This is a genomic window from Aeromonas sp. QDB63 (assembly GCF_027707425.1).
GTDB lineage: Bacteria > Pseudomonadota > Gammaproteobacteria > Enterobacterales > Aeromonadaceae > Aeromonas > Aeromonas caviae.
Map to the genome: position 1 here is coordinate 23,280 of NZ_JAPCIS010000029.1, position 16,611 is coordinate 39,890.

The 16,611-nt window shown below is 63.1% G+C and carries 16 protein-coding genes; 5 read left to right on the top strand and 11 right to left on the bottom strand.

Features of this window, described 5'->3' with window-relative positions; all coding sequences use genetic code 11:
• The first annotated feature begins 33 nt into the window (after positions 1 to 33).
• Positions 34 to 960 (top strand): LysR family transcriptional regulator, encoded by a 927-nt coding sequence (locus tag PG879_RS15970; protein WP_041211406.1) that lies wholly within the window; start codon positions 34 to 36, stop codon positions 958 to 960.
• Positions 961 to 1,070: 110 nt separating this feature from the next.
• Here PG879_RS15970 and PG879_RS15975 read toward each other — a convergent pair whose 3' ends face one another.
• The 4 genes from PG879_RS15975 to PG879_RS15990 form a co-directional block, all read right to left on the bottom strand.
• On the bottom strand, positions 1,071 to 1,400 hold the full coding sequence (locus PG879_RS15975) for a YbaB/EbfC family nucleoid-associated protein (RefSeq protein ID WP_005301028.1): 330 nt from the start codon (positions 1,398 to 1,400) through the stop codon (positions 1,071 to 1,073).
• Between the two features lie 124 nt (positions 1,401 to 1,524).
• On the bottom strand, positions 1,525 to 4,002 hold the full coding sequence (gene dnaX / locus PG879_RS15980; protein ID WP_041211405.1) for a DNA polymerase III subunit gamma/tau: 2,478 nt from the start codon (positions 4,000 to 4,002) through the stop codon (positions 1,525 to 1,527).
• Between the two features lie 177 nt (positions 4,003 to 4,179).
• Entirely contained in the window at positions 4,180 to 4,725 is a 546-nt protein-coding gene (gene apt, locus PG879_RS15985) for an adenine phosphoribosyltransferase (RefSeq protein WP_010674707.1), read from the bottom strand.
• Positions 4,726 to 4,857: 132 nt separating this feature from the next.
• Positions 4,858 to 5,235, bottom strand: coding sequence for a YbaN family protein (locus PG879_RS15990; protein ID WP_143237510.1), 378 nt, complete (start codon positions 5,233 to 5,235; stop codon positions 4,858 to 4,860).
• A 176-nt stretch (positions 5,236 to 5,411) separates the two neighbouring features.
• Between PG879_RS15990 and dusC the strand changes: the two genes are divergently transcribed.
• The 4 genes from dusC to PG879_RS16010 all read left to right on the top strand — a co-directional run bounded on the left by dusC (position 5,412) and on the right by PG879_RS16010 (position 8,730).
• Positions 5,412 to 6,356, top strand: coding sequence for a tRNA dihydrouridine(16) synthase DusC (dusC, locus tag PG879_RS15995; RefSeq protein ID WP_041211404.1), 945 nt, complete (start codon positions 5,412 to 5,414; stop codon positions 6,354 to 6,356).
• A 56-nt stretch (positions 6,357 to 6,412) separates the two neighbouring features.
• Entirely contained in the window at positions 6,413 to 7,240 is an 828-nt protein-coding gene (locus tag PG879_RS16000) for an AraC family transcriptional regulator (protein WP_010674704.1), read from the top strand.
• A gap of 74 nt (positions 7,241 to 7,314) precedes the next feature.
• Positions 7,315 to 8,280: a DMT family transporter gene (locus PG879_RS16005; protein ID WP_270830408.1), complete on the top strand. Its 966-nt coding sequence runs from the start codon at positions 7,315 to 7,317 to the stop codon at positions 8,278 to 8,280.
• A gap of 81 nt (positions 8,281 to 8,361) precedes the next feature.
• Positions 8,362 to 8,730, top strand: coding sequence for a TraR/DksA family transcriptional regulator (locus PG879_RS16010; RefSeq protein ID WP_039039175.1), 369 nt, complete (start codon positions 8,362 to 8,364; stop codon positions 8,728 to 8,730).
• Positions 8,731 to 8,888: 158 nt separating this feature from the next.
• On the opposite strand, the gene rnd is transcribed toward PG879_RS16010, so the two are convergent.
• The 7 genes from rnd to PG879_RS16045 form a co-directional block, all read right to left on the bottom strand.
• Positions 8,889 to 10,001, bottom strand: a complete 1,113-nt coding sequence (gene rnd / locus PG879_RS16015; protein ID WP_270830409.1) for a ribonuclease D — start codon at positions 9,999 to 10,001, stop codon at positions 8,889 to 8,891.
• Positions 10,002 to 10,099: 98 nt separating this feature from the next.
• Positions 10,100 to 11,776: a long-chain-fatty-acid--CoA ligase FadD gene (fadD, locus tag PG879_RS16020; protein ID WP_143237509.1), complete on the bottom strand. Its 1,677-nt coding sequence runs from the start codon at positions 11,774 to 11,776 to the stop codon at positions 10,100 to 10,102.
• Positions 11,777 to 11,972: 196 nt separating this feature from the next.
• The gene (locus PG879_RS16025; RefSeq protein WP_104452918.1) at positions 11,973 to 12,824 is read right to left on the bottom strand and encodes an alpha/beta fold hydrolase; all 852 of its coding nucleotides are present in this window, start codon (positions 12,822 to 12,824) and stop codon (positions 11,973 to 11,975) included.
• Between the two features lie 9 nt (positions 12,825 to 12,833).
• Complete coding sequence (locus tag PG879_RS16030) at positions 12,834 to 13,349, bottom strand: Slp family lipoprotein (protein WP_039039136.1); 516 nt, start codon at positions 13,347 to 13,349, stop codon at positions 12,834 to 12,836.
• A gap of 50 nt (positions 13,350 to 13,399) precedes the next feature.
• A complete protein-coding gene (gene tsaB, locus PG879_RS16035; RefSeq protein WP_042017608.1) occupies positions 13,400 to 14,101 on the bottom strand; it encodes a tRNA (adenosine(37)-N6)-threonylcarbamoyltransferase complex dimerization subunit type 1 TsaB in 702 nt (233 codons plus the stop codon).
• Positions 14,102 to 14,198: 97 nt separating this feature from the next.
• Positions 14,199 to 16,118 carry an ATP-dependent DNA helicase gene (locus PG879_RS16040; protein ID WP_042017607.1) on the bottom strand — a complete coding sequence of 640 codons (1,920 nt, stop codon included), beginning with the start codon at positions 16,116 to 16,118 and terminating at the stop codon, positions 14,199 to 14,201.
• 61 nt (positions 16,119 to 16,179) lie between these two features.
• A complete protein-coding gene (locus PG879_RS16045; protein WP_010674695.1) occupies positions 16,180 to 16,425 on the bottom strand; it encodes a hypothetical protein in 246 nt (81 codons plus the stop codon).
• Between the last annotated feature and the right edge of the window lie 186 nt (positions 16,426 to 16,611).

Genomic DNA, 16,611 nt, shown 5'->3' on the forward strand with positions numbered 1-16,611 from the left:
CCATCAGCGTCCTATTTTGTGAACGATAACCCCATGCAACAGGATCTCAACGACCTCTATTTCTATGTCCAGGTGGTGGATCACGGGGGCTTTGCCCAGGCCGGCAGGGCCCTCGGCATGCCCAAGTCCAGGCTCAGCCGCCGCATCGCCATGCTGGAAGAGCGACTCGGGGTGCGTCTTATCCAGCGTTCCACCCGCAGCTTCACCGTCACCGAACTCGGGCAGGCTTATTACACCCGTTGCCGGGCCATGCTGGTGGAAGCCGATGCGGCGCAGGATCTCATCGCCGCGACCCAGAGCGAGCCTTGCGGTCTGGTGCGCATCGCCTGCCCCATCGATCTGCTGCACGCCCACGTAGGGAGGATGCTGGTCTCCTTCGCCCTGGCCCATCCCAGCGTCAAGGTGCAGCTCGTCGGGGTCAACCGGGCGGTGGATCTGGTCGCGGAGGGGTTGGACATGGCGCTCAGGGTGCGACCACTGCCCCTGGAGGACAGCGATCTCGCCATGCGGGTGCTGGGTTATGCGACCCAGTGTCTGGTGGCAAGCCCGGCCCTTGTCGCGTCACTCGGCATGCCCCGGGCCCCCGCAGATCTGCTGTCATGGCCGAGCCTCGGTCATGGCGCCAGCCTGGAAGGCCATCACTGGACCCTGCTGGGCCCCAATGGGGCCAGAGTCAAACAGCACCACAGCCCCCGCTTTGCCACCACCGACATGCAGACATTGCGTCAGGGGGCGATCGACGGGCTCGGGGTCGTGCAACTGCCCACCATGATGATGGATGAGCCCCTGGCCGATGGCCGGCTGGTGCGTCTGCTCCCCGACTGGGCACCGCGCCAGGAGGTGATCCACGCGGTCTTCCCCTCACGCCGCGGTCTGCTGCCTGCCATCCGCGCCCTCATCGATCATCTGGTCGAGGGCTTCTCCCCCCTGGGGCAGGCAAGTACGCAGCTCCCGCCATGATCTGTGCATGGCCGTTCCCGGGTGTGCCGACATGCAAAAGGCCAGAGCTTGGCTCTGGCCTTTTCATTTTCCCCTTCACAGAGGAGGGGAAACGGATACGGGCAGGATCCTCAGAAGGGCATTTTGAAGCCCGGGGGCAGTTGCATGCCGCCGGTCAGCTCGCCCATCTTGGCCTTGTTCTGCTCTTCCACGCGGCGCACGGCGTCATTGACGGCGGCGGCGACCAGATCTTCCAGCATCTCCTTGTCATCTTCCATCAGGCTGGGATCGATCTCGATACGACGCACGCTGTGGCTGCCGGCCATGGTCACCTTGACCATGCCTGCGCCCGCCTCGCCGACCACTTCCATCTGGGCCAGCTGCTCTTGCATCTTCTGCATGCGCTCTTGCATCTGTTGGGCCTGTTTCATCAGGTTACCCATTCCACCTTTACCAAACATAGATCGTCTCTCGTCTTGAAATCCGGCATCCAGCGCCGGGCTGTGGGTTCATCTGCCCTAAGTGGGGGCAGCCAAAGGTCTTTTCAACCGGGGGTAAGCCCCGGCACGGTTTTTTCACCGCAACTCAGCGACTCAGGGGTTCGATGCTCTCGGGATGGAGCACGGCGCCGAAACGCTGCTGCAAGAATTGTACGTTGGGATCCGCCGCCAGATCCCGGCTCACCTGTTCACGCACCCCGAGATAGAGACGATGCTCTATCTCGAGCGGCGTCTCCCGCGCGGGATCCGAGCCCAGGGTCACATCGATGTGAACCGGGCCGCCCAGCTCGGGACCGATGATCTCGGCCAGATCGGCGCGGGCCTTGTCGCTCACCAGATGGCGCTGCTCGGGTTTGAGCAGCAGGGAGACCCGATTACCTTCCCGGGTCATCACCGCGTTGATGGCCAGTTGACGCAGCCGACCACCCACCCCGGTGCGGGCGATGAGCTCGGCCCAGGCGTCCCCGCAATTGACCAGCAAGGACGAGGGGATCAGACGGGCGACCTCCCCCTCCTCCTCGGGCTGGGCGTCGCTCTCCAGCGCATCCCAGTCGATGGTCTCCATCAACGCAATGGCGGGCTGAGGCTCGCTGGCAGCCACTGGAGGCGCGGCAGGCACCATAGCGGCAACCACAGGTGCCGCCGCATCCGCGCTGCCGGCGTCAGCGCCCAGATCCCAGGGCGGCAGATCCTCCTGCGAAGGAGGTGCCATGGTGGCGGGAGCTGGCTGGGCGGAAGTCACTGCCCGCGTGGGCAACGGGGCACTGGCAAACCCCTCGTCAAACCCCTGATTCAGATACTCTTCGTAGTCACTGGCCCCCTCTTCATAGGCATCCAGAGGGGGCAGGTCGTCATACCCCGTTTGCATGGCAGATCCCTGCACCGGCATCTCGGGCCGCGCCGCTGGTTGCACCTCGGCCTGGGGCGAAGTCGCGACGGCAGGCATCGGGGCCGGTTTGGTCGCGGCCACCGGTTTGACGGGAGTGACCCGGGCAGGCGCGGCGTTTGCACTCTGCTCGCCACGCAGGCGGCTTCGCAGCAAATTGCGCTTGCCAAGCAGGCTCTGCATGCTGGAGGTCGAAGAGATGGCGACGTCTTCCCCTTGAACATCAACCTGCTGCGTCTGCCCGGCGTCATCCGCCGCCAACGGCCCAGAGGCAGGCTCTGCAGGCGGACTGGCAGGCACCACGGCCTCGTAACCCATCCGTTCGGCCTCACGCAGCAGCTCATCCTGCTCGGCAAAGAGCGGATCCAGCACTGCGCCCTCCTCCGCCTTGGGTGAGGGGGCGACGTGCTCGGCCTCAAGGACCGATGCTGGCGCGGCGGGAGCCTGTGGTGCTGCACTGGCAGCCGGGGCCGGCTCAGCCCCCTGGGGCTTTCCCGGCAGGAGCGGCGCGCTTTCCCTCGCAGCCGCCATCACGCCGGAGTGCCCTGTCATGAGAGGTTGGGCCGCCAGGTTGGCGGGATGGACCACCTCGCGCCGGGGAGAGAAGGCCAGCATCCGCAGACAGGTCATTTCCAGTGCGGTGCGCCCGTCAGGGGCCCAGGGCAGATCCTTGCGCCCCCCCAGCACGATTTGATAGCAGAGCTGCACCTCTTCCGGGCTCATGGCTCCGGCAAGCTGCAGCAAGGCATCGGCATCCGCCCCCTGCTCCTGCACGCTCGCAGGCAGCAGTTGCGCCATGGCCACCCGGTGGAGCAAGGCTTCCAGCTCGGCATGGAGCTGATCAAAGTCGGGGCCCAGGGTCGCTATCTCGGTGATCTTGGCCATGGTGGCGGGTGCATCCTGGCGCAGCACTGCCTCCAGCAACTGGTGCAGGTGGTGATGATCGAGGGTCCCCAGCATGGTGAGCACGCTCTCCAGGCGCACGCTGCCGTTGCCGTGGGCCAGCGCCTGATCGGTGAGGCTCAGGGCATCGCGCATGCTGCCGTCAGCCGCCTTGGCCAGGGCCAGCAGGGCGCGAGGCTCGAAGGGTTGTCCCTCCTGATCCAGCACCCATTCGAGCTGCCTGGCGATCTGGGTCTGATCCAGACTCTTCAGATGAAACTGCAGGCAGCGCGAGAGGATGGTGATGGGGAGCTTCTGCGGATCCGTGGTGGCCAGCAGGAATTTCACATAGGGGGGCGGCTCTTCCAGGGTTTTGAGCAGCGCATTGAAGCTGTGGCGCGACAGCATGTGCACTTCATCGATGAGGTACACCTTGAAACGACCACGGGCCGGACGGTACTGCACGTTGTCGAGCAGTTCGCGGGTGTCTTCCACCTTGGTGCGGGACGCCGCATCGATTTCCAGCAGATCGACGAAATTGCCCTGATCGATCTCGCGGCAGGTATCGCACACACCGCACGGATGGCTGCTGATCCCCTGCTCGCAGTTGAGACTCTTGGCCAGAATGCGGGCGATGGTGGTCTTGCCCACCCCGCGGGTCCCGCTCAGCAGGTAGGCATGGTGAAGCCGTCCCTGATCCAGGGCATTGGTCAGGGCAGTCAGCACATGTTGCTGGCCGACCACTTGTTCAAACGTATGGGGGCGCCATTTGCGCGCCAAAACCTGATAGCTCATAGATCTCGATGCTGGGAAACGAGGCATTGAGGCTGGATGCTAACACAAATGGAGGGCTGGCTGTATGGGGGATGCGCCGCCTTGGGAGGGATCGCTTGAATTTCAAACCGGTGCCCGTTCAGGCACCGGTTTGCGGCAGAAAGCAGGGTGACGAGGCCTGCCGCGCGAAGGGGCGATTTACGCCCCCGCGAGTTCCACCAGAGAGACAACCTTGACGCCGGCGGCGGTCAGGCGGGCATCACCGCCCAGGGACGGCAGGGAGATGATGAAGGCGGCATCCGCTACCTCACCGCCGGCGCGGCGGATGAGCTTGACGGTGGCATCGACGGTGCCGCCGGTGGCCAGCAGATCGTCCACCACCAGCACCTTGTCACCGGGCACGATGGCATCGGTGTGCAGTTGCAGGGTGTCGGTGCCGTACTCCAGGGCGTAGGACTCCTCGATGACGGCGCGGGGCAGCTTGCCCGGCTTGCGCACCGGCACGAACCCCAGCCCCATGGCGTAGGCAACCGGGGCGCCGAAGATGAAGCCACGGGCCTCGGTGCCGACAATCTTGGTGATGCCTTGATCACGGTAATGATCGGCCAGCAGATCGATGGTGGCCTTGAAGGCCTCGGCATTCTCGATCAGGCTGGTGATGTCGCGAAACAGAATGCCCGGCTTCGGATAGTCGGGAATGGTCTTGATGCTCGCTTCGATAAACTTCAGGGTTTCCGGATTCATTATTTGACCGCTTATTTTTTGAGCCCTGCCATGGCGGCGCACGGGGTCTCCGCCTGGGGGCAATAAAAAGGCCCGTCACGCAAAAATGACGAGCCAACTCCATAGCATTATTGCCGCGATAGCTTAGGGATTTCACTTCTTCATTGCAACCGGCTCCAGCACCGGCAGACGCATCAACCAGGTGAGCAGGATCACCATTATGACCACCAGCAGCCACCTCACCCAGGGCAACGGCACCACCAGCAGCGATCCCGAGAACGAGATCAGGATGAAGATGATGGCGCGGCATCTGGCGTGGCGGCGAATGCCGCGATACTGCTGCCAGTCGAGGATGGGGGGGCCAAACCAGGGATGCGCCAGCAACCAGCCATGAAAGCGGGGGGAGGAGCGCGCAAACAGCGCCGCCGCCAGCAACATGAAGGGGGTTGTCGGCAGCAGGGGCAGGACTATCCCGACTATCCCGGTGGCGAAGGCAAGCCAGCCCAGGGCCATCAGACACCAGCGTTTCATGGGTACTCCTCTAGTGTTTCTCTGCCTTTAGCCTAACAGAGTTGGCCCGGAAGCTGACAGCCTGGCCCAGTCTGCGGCCGTCGATGGGGGCCATCGAGTGGGCAGACGGCTGACAATCCCGGCCATTGCCACTACAATCTGCGCTCTTTTTTCTCCCCTTGTCTTCGGAAGCAGCTATGCGCGTTATTTTGGCCCCCATGCAGGGGGTGCTGGATCACCTGATGCGGGAGGTCCTCACCTCCGTCAATGATTACGACCTCTGCGTCAGTGAATTCATCCGGGTGGTCGATCAACTGCTGCCCGCCAAGGTCTTCCATCGCCTCTGCCCCGAGCTCAGACAGGATGGCAAGACCCGTGCGGGGACCCCGGTACGGGTGCAACTGCTGGGACAGCATCCGGAATGGCTCGCCGAAAACGCAGTGCGCGCCATCGAGCTCGGCTCTCCCGGGGTCGATCTCAACTTCGGCTGCCCTGCCCCCACGGTCAACAAGAGCAAGGGGGGCGCCGTGCTGCTCAAGGAACCCGAGACCGTCTATCGCATCGTCAAGGCGGTGCGGGAGGCCGTGCCTGCCCACCTGCCGGTGAGCGCCAAGATCCGCCTGGGATACGATGACAAGGATCTCTATCTGGACAACGCCCAGGCCGTCTATCAGGGGGGCGCCAACGAGCTGGCGGTGCATGCCCGCACCAAGCGCGAAGGCTACAAGGCGCCGGCACACTGGGAGTACGTGGACGCCATCCGCCGCGCCCTGCCCATCCCCGTCACCGCCAACGGCGAGATCTGGAACCATGCCGATGCCCTGATCTGTGCCCGGGTGTCCGGTTGCGATGCCCTCATGGTTGGCCGGGGCGCAATTTCCCTCCCCAACCTGGCCAACGTGATGAAGACGGGGTGTGCACACATGAGCTGGGCCGAGGTACTGCAATTGATGGTGACCTATACCGAGCAGGATCTGGCGAGCGACAAGGCCGACTACTACCCGAGCCGCATCAAGCAGTGGTTCTCCTACATAGTGCGGGAATACCCCCAGGCCGACGAGCTGTTTCGCCGCATCCGCACCATCAAGACCGCAGAGGAGATCCGCTCCGCCCTCGAGCGCGAGTGCGCCTCACAGGCCTAGACTTGGCCGCCGCCCCGCGGCGCCCTATGATGAAGGCTCATTGACAGGAGGTCAGGATGCAGGGAGTACCGGTCAACTTTACCCATCAGCACGACAGGGCCGATTTTCGCGCCCTGCCGGGGCAGCCTGCGACCGAGCTCTATCGCGCCCACATCCAGCACCACATCTTCGATCCCCATAGTCACGAGGGGTTTGGCCTCGGTGTCATCGAGTGCGGTGCCGAGCGCTTTCGCTATCGCGGCAGCCAGCTCCTGGCCGGTCCCGGCAGCCTGGTGCTGATGAACCCCGATGAGCTGCACACGGGCGAGTCAGCCTGCGAGCAAGGGTGGCGCTATCGCATGCTCTACCTGCCCGCCGATCGGCTCGAGGCCATCAGCGGCGAGCGCGACTGGTATTTCACCGATGCCGTGCGAAGCGATCCGCGCACTGCCCCCGTCCTGCAGGCGGCCCTGGATGCCCTCTGGCACTGTGACAGCGAGCTCGCCGCCGACGGCCTGCTGCTAAGGGTGTGCGAGACCCTACGCCCCCATGCCCGGGCCCTGGCGGCCCCGCGCGAAGCGGCCCACCCTCTGGGCCGCGCCATCGACTATATGCAGGCCTGTTTCGCCCGCCCCATTACCCTGGCCGAGCTGGCCGGTTCGGTGAACCTCAGCCCCTACCACTTCCAGCGCAGCTTCAAGGCCCGCTTTCACGTCACCCCCCAGCAGATGCTGATGGCCATCCGTCTGCAGCGCGCCAAGGGGTGGCTGGCTGCCGGCCTGCCCGCGGCCGAGGTGGCCGCCGCCTGTGGTCTGGCCGATCAGTCCCACCTCAACCGTGCCTTCCTGCGCCGCTATGGCACCACCCCGGTCCGCTACCAGAAACAGGTGCAGGCTGGCCGCTAAAGCGCAATCTGGTTCAATACGCCCCCCTTCCCCCCTGCTAGGCTGGCCTCCTTCTTCTTTACCGGATATGAAACATGTTGATCGGAGTCCTGTTTGCCCTGCTGGCCGGCCTGATGTGGGGGCTCATCTTCGTCGCCCCCCTCTTAGTGGACGGCTATCCCCCCGCCCTGCTCGCGAGCGGCCGCCACCTCGCCTTCGGCCTCATCGTACTGCCGCTCGCCTGGCAGGCCCGCAAACACTTGGCGGCCCTCTCGGCCAGCGACTGGCGAGAGGCCCTCGCCCTCACTCTGGTGGGGAACCTCCTCTACTACTTCTGCCTGTCGGGGGCCATCTTGCGCATCGGCTCGCCCCTGGCGGCCATGTTTATCGGCACCCTGCCGGTGGTGACGGCCCTGGCCGCCAACCGCCTCTATGGCGCACGGGACGGTCGCCTCTCCCGCACCCGGCTCTACCCGTCCCTGGTGCTGATGGGGGCCGGCCTCTGTCTGGTCAACAGCGCCGAGCTCACCTGGCACACCGAGGCGCGCACCGAACAACTGCTTGGGCTCGCCCTGGCGGTGGGCGCCGTGCTGTGCTGGACCTGGTATCCCCTGCGCAACGCCCGCTGGCTGCGCGAGCACCCGGGCCGCAGTCCGGCCGTCTGGGCCACCGCCCAGGGGCTGGTGACCCTGCCGGTGGCGCTCATTGCCTATCTCGGCAGCCTCGGCCATCTTGCCCTGAGCGCACCGGACTTTCCCCTGCCCTTCGGGCCGACGCCCCTGCGCTTCGTGCTGCTGATGGGGGCAGTGGGGCTCCTCTGCTCCTGGCTCGGCACCCTGTGCTGGAACGAAGCGAGCCAGCGCCTGCCGACCGTGCTGGTCGGGCCGCTCATCGTGTTCGAGACTCTGGCGGGGCTCTTTTACGCCTTTATGCTGCGCGGGATCATGCCCCCCATGAGTACCCTGGTGGGTGTCGTCTGTCTGGTGGCGGGAGTGCTCTACGTCATCACCGGCAAGCCGCAGCACCTGCCGGAAAAACCCGTCAAAGCACGGTTAACTTGATTCATGTCATCTTGATAAACCGCGGGTTTCCCTATACTGGCCGAGTTTTATCACTCGTTTTTGGGGGCTGCTGTGTGTGAAGTGACGCAAGCCCGGTTGGCCGAATGGCATCAGCGCCTTCTGACCGACTGGGCGCAAACAAGAGAGGAGCTGATCCGTCAGCTCAAGGCCTGTCGACAAGATGACTGGGCACAGAAGGTGGAGCGCTGCGAGCGGGATCAACTGGTTGATCTGACCAGCCGTCTCGATCTGCCCGGGGTGGAACACAGCGTGGCACGCCTCAAGCGGCTCGACGCGGCGCTCTGCCAGATGGATCTGGGGCTCTATGGCTTCTGCTCCGATTGTGAGGAGCCGCTGCTCCCTGAACAGCTGGAACAGGATCCGACCCTGCAACGCTGCCCGCGCTGCGAGGCCCGCTACCGCAAGGGATTCCACGCTCACGAACTCTGATGGGGGCACCCTTTGTGCCCGCCATTTTCCTCCTCCACCCCTTCTCGCTTCCCATCATGACCAACCCCCTGGTGCGACGATCCCGGCAACCCCTGGGGGCGGCCGCACAGGCATGAAAAAGGGGAGTCATGGACTCCCCTTCTCGTACTGCGTACTCGTCACTGGGCCAGCAGGTGGCCTACCAGCTCATGACGCCACCCTTGCAGCAGCATGGGCTTGTCCGCCCTGGCCCGCTCCTCGGCACTCATGCGCCAGCTCCAAGTGAAGTACTGGTGGATGATCTTCTTGCTCGCCACCAGCTCCGGCGGAATGTTGCTGGCCTTGGCCTTCTCCTCCACCATGGCCTTGATGCGCTTGAGCTCGGCCTTGTACTGGGGGAAGTCCACCAGACGGCGGATGGGATCGGGCCAGCTCGCAGGGTCGCTCTGCTGGGCGGCGGCGACGATGTCCAGCATCCGCTTGCCGTGGATCTTGATCTCGATGGGCGAGAGGCCCAGCTCGTTGAGATCCCGAAGGGAAGCGGGACGACGCTCCGCCACCTTGAACAGGTGCAGCTCTTTGACCACGAAGTTGAGGGCGAGATCCCGGCGTACCGCTTCCTGCTGGCGCCAGGCGGCCAGCTCGCGCAGGATGGCCAGCTCACGGCGACCCAGTTGCCAGGCGTTGACTATCTCTAGGTAGGCCTGACGGGGATCGCTGCCCTGGGTCTTGCGGGCGGAGTGGTTCTGGCACTCCTGTTCGAACCAGGGGAACTTGCCGCTCTCGCGCAGTCTGGCCATCACCTTCTCGTAGAGGGGCATGAGGTAGAAGACATCCGCCGCGGCATATTCCAGCTGACGAGGGGTAAGGGGGCGCGCCAGCCAGTCGGTACGGGCCTGATCCTTCTCAAGCTCAACCCCGAGGAATTCGTTGACCAGGGCGCCAAACCCCACCGACACGCCATGGCCCAGGAAGGCTGTCGCCAGCTGGGTATCGTGCATCTGGTTGGGCAGGTGACCCGCCTGATGTTGGATGAGCTCCAGATCCTCACCGGAGGCGTGCAGGATGGCAATCTGTCCGGCCCGACCGAGGCGCTGCCACAAACCGGAGAGATCCAGGGTCAGGGGATCGAGCAGGGCAAGCTGCTTGCCATCGTAGATCTGGAACAGACCGAGCTGGGGATAGTAGGTACGGGTGCGAACGAATTCGGTATCGATGGCCAGGGGAACGTCGGCCAGAGAAGCGAGATACTGATCCAGTTCGGCTTGCTGTGAAATGAGTTGATATTGCATCGTTGCCTGCACGTTGGTCGGATCCAGAAAGAAAAAACCGTGGATGTCCCACGGTTTTGCATAACGACAGCGCTGGACTGCAAAGCAGTGCATGCCGGTTACTGCTTGGCAATCTCCTCGTCGCGCAGTACGCGGCGCAGGATCTTGCCCACGTTGGTCTTGGGAAGTTCGTCGCGAAATTCTACCAGTTTCGGCACCTTATAGGCAGTCAGATGTTTGCGGCAGTGGGCAATTATCTCCTCTTCCGCCAGCTTTGCATCTTTCTTGACCACGAAGATCTTCACCTGTTCGCCGGACACCGGATTGGGTACGCCGACGGCGGCCACCTCCAGCACCTTGGGATGCAGGGCCACCACGTCTTCTATCTCGTTCGGGTAGACGTTGAAGCCGGAGACCAGGATCATGTCCTTCTTGCGATCGACGATCTTGAAGAAACCCTGCTCGTCGCATACCGCGATGTCGCCGGTGCAGAGCCAGCCATCCTGCATCACCTCGGCGGTCGCCTCCGGGCGCTGCCAGTAGCCGGTCATCACCTGAGGACCGCGCACCTGCATCTCGCCGGGGGCACCCCGTTCGGTGACCTGGTTACCCTCGTCATCCACCAGACGGATCTCGGTGGAGCAGACCGGCAGACCGATGGAGCCGTTGTAATCCACCAGATCATAGGGGCAGACGCTCACCAGGGGCGAGCACTCGGTCAGGCCATAGCCCTCCAGCAGCGGGGTGCCGGTCAGCCCCTTCCACTGCTCGGCCACCGCCCGTTGCACCGCCATGCCGCCACCGATGGTGAGCTTGAGCTTGGCAAAATCCATGCCCTTGAACTCGTCGTTGTTGACCAGGGCGTTGAACAGGGTGTTCACCCCGGTGATGCAGGTGAAAGGATACTTCTTGATCTCTTTGACAAAACCCGGGATGTCGCGGGGGTTGCTGATGAGCAGGTTGTAGCCCCCCAGACGCATGAACAGCAGGCAGTTTACCGTCAGGGCGAAGACGTGATAGAGCGGCAGCGCCGTGACCACGAACTCCTTGCCGCGCTCCAGCACGGGGCCATAGACACCGAGGCACTGCTCAACGTTGGCGATCATGTTGCGATGAGTCAGCATGGCCCCCTTGGAGAGGCCGGTGGTCCCGCCGGTGTATTGCAGGAAGGCGATGTCCTGGTTGCTGATCTCGGGTTTGATGTACTGCAGGTAGCGCCCCTTGGCGAGGGCCTGGCGCATGGTGCTGGCATGGGGCAGGTTGTACTTGGGCACCAGCTTCTTGACGTATTTGACCACGAAGTTGACCAGGGTCCCCTTGGCCAGCCCCAGGTTGTCACCCATCCGGGTCAGGATCACGTGCTTGACCGGAGTGTCATACACCACTTTTTCCAGGGTGTGGGCAAAGTTGGAGACGATGACGATGGCCTTGGCGCCGGAGTCTTTCAACTGATGCTCCAGCTCGCGCGGGGTATAGAGGGGGTTGACGTTCACCACCGTCATGCCGGCCCGCAGGATGCCGAATACCGCGATGGGGTATTGCAGCAGGTTCGGCATCATCACGGCCAACCTGTCCCCCTTGCCGAGCTTCAGCTCGTTTTGCAGGTAGGCGGCGAAGGCTCGGGACTGCTCCTCCAGCCGGCGGTAGGTAATGGTCTGCCCCATGTTGACGAAGGCGGGTTGATCGGCGAACTGGTTCACCGACTCTTCAAACATCTCGACCAGAGAGCCGTATTGGTCTGGATTGATCTCGGCGGGCACCCCTTCTGGATAACGCTTCAGCCAGACTCTTTCCACGAACTTCTCCTGCATAACTCGCACCTGTGCGCTCACTGTGTTGCCTCCGTCCCTGTCACATCCATTTCAATCAGTTGTTTTAAGTTCATGCTCTAATGCCGCACATATTTACATAAGGCAACATCAATTAACAGTGAATTAACAACGGGAAATGTGAAGGAGAAAGCAAACCTGACATGATTCAAAGCCGCTGATCCTACCGGATTTGAGCGAAGTTTTCGATATAAACGGCGGTTTCTGATGAATTTTCCATATGAAAATGATGGCCTCCTGCCACTGTCACCCGTTCAATGTGGCCAAAGGCCGCCTCCCGCAACTGCCACTGTGCCAGGAGCCCGGGGAAGCCCTGCTCTCCCCGGATAAAGAGCACCGGACAGGCGATGGCCCGGATCAGGGCCTGGGCCTGCCCCTCGCTCATGCGAAGGGGCGAGAGATCGCGAAGACGGGGATCACTGCGCCAATACCAGCGCCCTGCCCGCGCCTCCAGCTGCCGCTCGCAGATAAGGCGTGCCGCACTCGGGGGGATGTCCGCCACCTTGCAGCGGGCAGCCACGGCCTCTTCGAGGGTGGCAAATCCACTGGTTGCACGCTCACGGGTACGAGTGCGGTTGAGGATGGCGCGACGCAGATGCCCCGGTACCTCCTCGTCAGGCTGGCTCAAGGGGCCGAGCCCCTCCAGCAGAATGAGCCGCTCGATTTGCTCGGGAAAAACGCCGGCATAGGCAGAGGCAATCAGCGCCCCCAGGGAGTGACCAAGCAGGATGAAACGCTGCCAGCCCGCGGCCTGGGTGATCTGGTAGAGATCATCCAGCCAGTCCACGAAGACATAGGGGGTCGACTTGTGATCGGAGTGACCATGGCCCGGCAGATCGACGCAGACCAGATGAAACGCCCACAGCCAGGGGGCCAGAGGCAAAAAGCTGGCGCCGTTGTCGAGCCAGCCATGGAGGGCCACCAGCAGCGGTCTGTCCTCCTGACCATTGTCCAGCAGGGCGATGTGCCGCCCGTCCGCCAGGCGCAGCCTGCGCTCCTGCAATGTCGCCGTCATCCGGGCTCCTCAGCGGCGCAGGGGCCGTCTGGGCCAGAAGGGATCATAGAAAGGATCGTAAAAGTAGGGATCCATGTAGCGGATCTCCACCTCCTTCACCGGTGGCCACAGCTTGCTCCCCGTCACCTTGAGTACCGAGAAGCGATACTTGTGCTCGCCAATCTGGCTGTCCACCGGCTTGTCGAGGGTGCCGAGCACCGTCAGGCTGCGACCCTTGGCATAGAGGGTCGGGTCGACAAACCCCTGCATGATGGCGAGAAAACGACCGGGGCTCTGCTCGGTCTGCTCCGGCACCCCGTTGGACTTGAGGGGCAGATAGACCACCTCGATGACACTCTGATCCGCCTTGTTGTGGACCGCCGAGATGACACCGCTCCAGCGGGCCGGCTTGCCTTCCATCCCCTGCAGAGCGGGTTGATAGGCCACCAGCTGATCCGCAGGCTCATAGGCAAGCTCTTTGGGCACCGTGCTGCAACCGCCCAGCAGCAGCCCCACCAATCCCAGCATGATCACGGATTTTCTCATTCGTCTCTCCTTCATCGTCCGACAAAGCAGCCCGGGGCAGCTGTTGCCGCCTATTCGCGACCCGGCAGTTTCTTCCAGGTCACCTTGTCACGCAGATAGACAGGGGTGGCTTGCTCAACCGGCACCGCCTCACCCGCAAACCAGGCCTGGCGTGCCAGAGGCAGCATGTCGGCGGCCGCCGGGAAACGCACCTGGCTTGGCATCAGCACATCTGCCAGGCCGCCCAGAGTCTCGCCATAGGTTTCAAAACCGGTGCCAACGCAGCTCACCGCGCCAGTCAGCTTGTCACGGGCCTGCACCAGTGCGGCTGGCTCGCTCACCACCTCCTCGCCCACCAGCGTCATCACTCCGTCCACCAGGGCGTAGTGGCCAAAATAGACCTCGTCCATGCGCGCATCGATGGCGGCAAGCACCTGCTCGGCCCCTTCCAGCTTATGGGCCCCCTGGGCCATGGCCGCCAGGGTGGAGACACCGATCATCGGCACGCCGGCACCAAAGGCGAGCCCCTGGGCCACGCTGATCCCGATCCGTACCCCGGTGAAGGAGCCAGGCCCACGACCGAAGGCGATGGCGTCGAGCTCATCCAACGATAGACCGGCTTCATCCAACAGAGCCTGAACCATGGGCAGGATCTTGCGGGTATGGTCACGGGGCGCCTCTTCCCAGCGGGAGTAGAGGGTATCGCCCACCAAGAGGGCTGCGGAGCAGGCTTCGGTGGCGGTATCCACGGCCAGGATCTTCAACTCATCCATTCTTTTTATTCTCTTCACATCAGTCAGTTAAATCGTCAGCATGGCCAAGGCCTGCCGTCATGCATGGCCGGGGGCAATCAGCCCCGGCGCGGCGGACTCACTCCCGTGGTCCGAAAAATTCGCCCAGGGTCGCCAGCTCCCGGGTCCGTGGAATGGCAGGCAGGCTCTTGATGAAGGTGGCGCCATAGGGCTTGTTGACCACCCGGGGATCACAAATAACCAGTACACCGTGATCACTGCGATCACGGATGAGCCGCCCCACCCCCTGCTTGAGGGCAATCACCGCCTTGGGCAACTGCAGCTCGGCAAAGGGATCCCCCCCCTTGAGCTTGCAATCCTCCACCCGTGCCTTGAGCTGGGGATCGTCCGGGCTCGCAAAGGGCAGCTTGTCGATGATAACACAGGACAATGCCGCCCCCCGCACGTCTATCCCCTCCCAGAAACTGCTGGTGGCCACCAGCACGGCCCGACCGTTTTCCACGAAGGTCTTGAGCAGCCGCTGCTTGTTGTCTTCCCCTTGCAGCAGGACGGTACGGCCGATTTCCCGGCGCAGCACCTCGGCCACCTGGCGCATCACCTGATGGCTGGTGCAGAGGAAGAAGCACCCCCCCGGCGTCTTGTTGATGAGGGGGATCATCAGGGTCGCCAGCTGCTCCCCGCGCCCGAAGGCATTGGGCTCTGGCAGGAAACGGGGTACGCACAGGCGCGCCTGCTCGGCGTAATCGAACGGACTGTCGAGAATGAGTTCGGCGCTGCCGGCCAGCCCCATCTCGGCGACAAAGTGGGCGAAGCGATTGTCCACCGTCAAGGTGGCCGAGGTGAAGACCCAGGCCACCTCGGGGCGCTGCACCTCGGCACCGAAGCGCTCGGCGACCGACAGCGGCGTCAGATTGAGGGTAAAGTGCAGACGCGAACAGTCATACCAGTAGGAGAAACCGGTCTGGTTGACCGCCAGCACCTCCCCAAGGCGGGTACGCAGCTCGCTGATGCGCTCGAAACAATGATCCAGCTGCTCCCCTCGCCCGAGCGCCAGTTTCAGCACTTCATAACAGAGCCCGATGGCATCGTTGAGGCGGGCCAGCGCCTGGGCCCAGAGGGATTGTCTCAGCAGATCCCGGGTGTTGCCGCGCCCCCCCTCCACGCCGAAGGCAAGGCGCAAATCCTGACTGGCAATGGCGAGCCTGTCCGCCGCCTTGCCAAGCTGGGCCATGTCATGAGCCTCTGCCCGGTAGGCGAGCTGGATATCCTGCGCCAAATCCTGGATGGTGCGACTGCCCACGGACTTGCCGAAGTAGTGGCTGGCGATCTCGGGCAGCTGGTGCGCCTCGTCGAAGACATAGACCTGCGCCTCGGGCACCAGCTCGCCAAAGCCGGTGTCTTTGACCGCCATGTCGGCGAAAAAGAGATGGTGGTTGATCACCACCACCTGGGCGTCCATGGCACGGCGCCGGGCGATGACCAGGTGACAATCATCGTAATAGGGGCAGTCGCGACCCAGGCAGTTGTCGTTGGTGCTGGTGACATGGGCAAGGATCTCGGCGTTCTCCTGTAGCCCCGGGATATCCCCCACATCGCCGTTGTCGGTGGCAGTCGACCAGGATTTGACCTTCACGAGATCGCTCAGGATCTCGGGCTTTTGCAGATGGGATTCACTCAACAGCCGGTTCATCCGCTCGATGCAGAGATAATTGCTGCGCCCCTTGAGCAGTGCCACCGGCGGGGTGTAGTGAAGCGCCCCCGTGATGGTGGGCAGATCCCGATAGAAGAGCTGCTCTTGCAGGTTCTTGGACCCGGTACTGATCACCACCCGCTTGCCGGATTCCAGCGCAGGCACCAGATAGGCATAGGTTTTGCCAGTGCCCGTTCCAGCCTCCACCAGCAAGCGGCCACCTTGCTTGATGGCGCGCGACACCGCCTCGGCCATCTCCAGTTGCGGGGCACGGGCCTTGAAGCCGTCGATATGGCGGGCCAGGGGGCCGTCTGGCTTGAACAGGGTCTGGATGATGGTCAAAGGCATGTCCCGCTGCAAAAGCGGGCATTATGCCAAAAGCGCGGAAAAAGCGGGACTGATAATGCGTTCAGACGAAGAGATCAATCCGGTGGTCCGGATCCGGTTTGTGATCATCATCCTGCACCGCTGGTTGATCAGGCTTTGGCGGCTGCTCTCTCTGCTGGTGATGCTGGCCACCGCCGCCATTGTCGGTGCCTATCTTGCGCAGCTGATGTTTCTGGCTGATCTGGGTCACCTCCCGCTTGATGTCATCCGGGCTCGGTGTCGAGGGTGCGCGGGGCAGGATGGGAAATAACAGGTCCTGGCTGGGCATGATGTCGCCTCCTTTGGCATCTCATTGTCTAGTTATCGACCAGAAAACCGTTTTCTCAACTTTAATCGTCCGGATCACATTTTTCGGTTGCATTTTCTGTCAAGGCAGGTAGTTTAAATCGGGCGTCAACAACGGCATCTGATTTGTAAAGGATTGATTACATCATGAAGTTCACCACCCTGAAGA

Bases quoted from the DNA above. Each gene is read 5' to 3' on its own strand.
- PG879_RS15970 (WP_041211406.1), top strand. From the start codon at position 34: ATGCAACAGGATCTCAACGACCTCTATTTCTATGTCCAGGTGGTGGAT.
- PG879_RS16005 (WP_270830408.1), top strand. From the start codon at position 7,315: ATGTTGATCGGAGTCCTGTTTGCCCTGCTGGCCGGCCTGATGTGGGGG.
- tsaB (WP_042017608.1), bottom strand. From the start codon at position 14,101: ATGGATGAGTTGAAGATCCTGGCCGTGGATACCGCCACCGAAGCCTGC.
- PG879_RS16025 (WP_104452918.1), bottom strand. From the start codon at position 12,824: ATGACGGCGACATTGCAGGAGCGCAGGCTGCGCCTGGCGGACGGGCGG.
- PG879_RS16030 (WP_039039136.1), bottom strand. From the start codon at position 13,349: ATGAGAAAATCCGTGATCATGCTGGGATTGGTGGGGCTGCTGCTGGGC.
- PG879_RS15975 (WP_005301028.1), bottom strand. From the start codon at position 1,400: ATGTTTGGTAAAGGTGGAATGGGTAACCTGATGAAACAGGCCCAACAG.
- rnd (WP_270830409.1), bottom strand. From the start codon at position 10,001: ATGCAATATCAACTCATTTCACAGCAAGCCGAACTGGATCAGTATCTC.
- apt (WP_010674707.1), bottom strand. From the start codon at position 4,725: ATGAATCCGGAAACCCTGAAGTTTATCGAAGCGAGCATCAAGACCATT.
- PG879_RS16040 (WP_042017607.1), bottom strand. From the start codon at position 16,118: ATGCCTTTGACCATCATCCAGACCCTGTTCAAGCCAGACGGCCCCCTG.
- PG879_RS16000 (WP_010674704.1), top strand. From the start codon at position 6,413: ATGCAGGGAGTACCGGTCAACTTTACCCATCAGCACGACAGGGCCGAT.
- dusC (WP_041211404.1), top strand. From the start codon at position 5,412: ATGCGCGTTATTTTGGCCCCCATGCAGGGGGTGCTGGATCACCTGATG.
- PG879_RS15990 (WP_143237510.1), bottom strand. From the start codon at position 5,235: ATGAAACGCTGGTGTCTGATGGCCCTGGGCTGGCTTGCCTTCGCCACC.
- dnaX (WP_041211405.1), bottom strand. From the start codon at position 4,002: ATGAGCTATCAGGTTTTGGCGCGCAAATGGCGCCCCCATACGTTTGAA.
- PG879_RS16045 (WP_010674695.1), bottom strand. From the start codon at position 16,425: ATGCCCAGCCAGGACCTGTTATTTCCCATCCTGCCCCGCGCACCCTCG.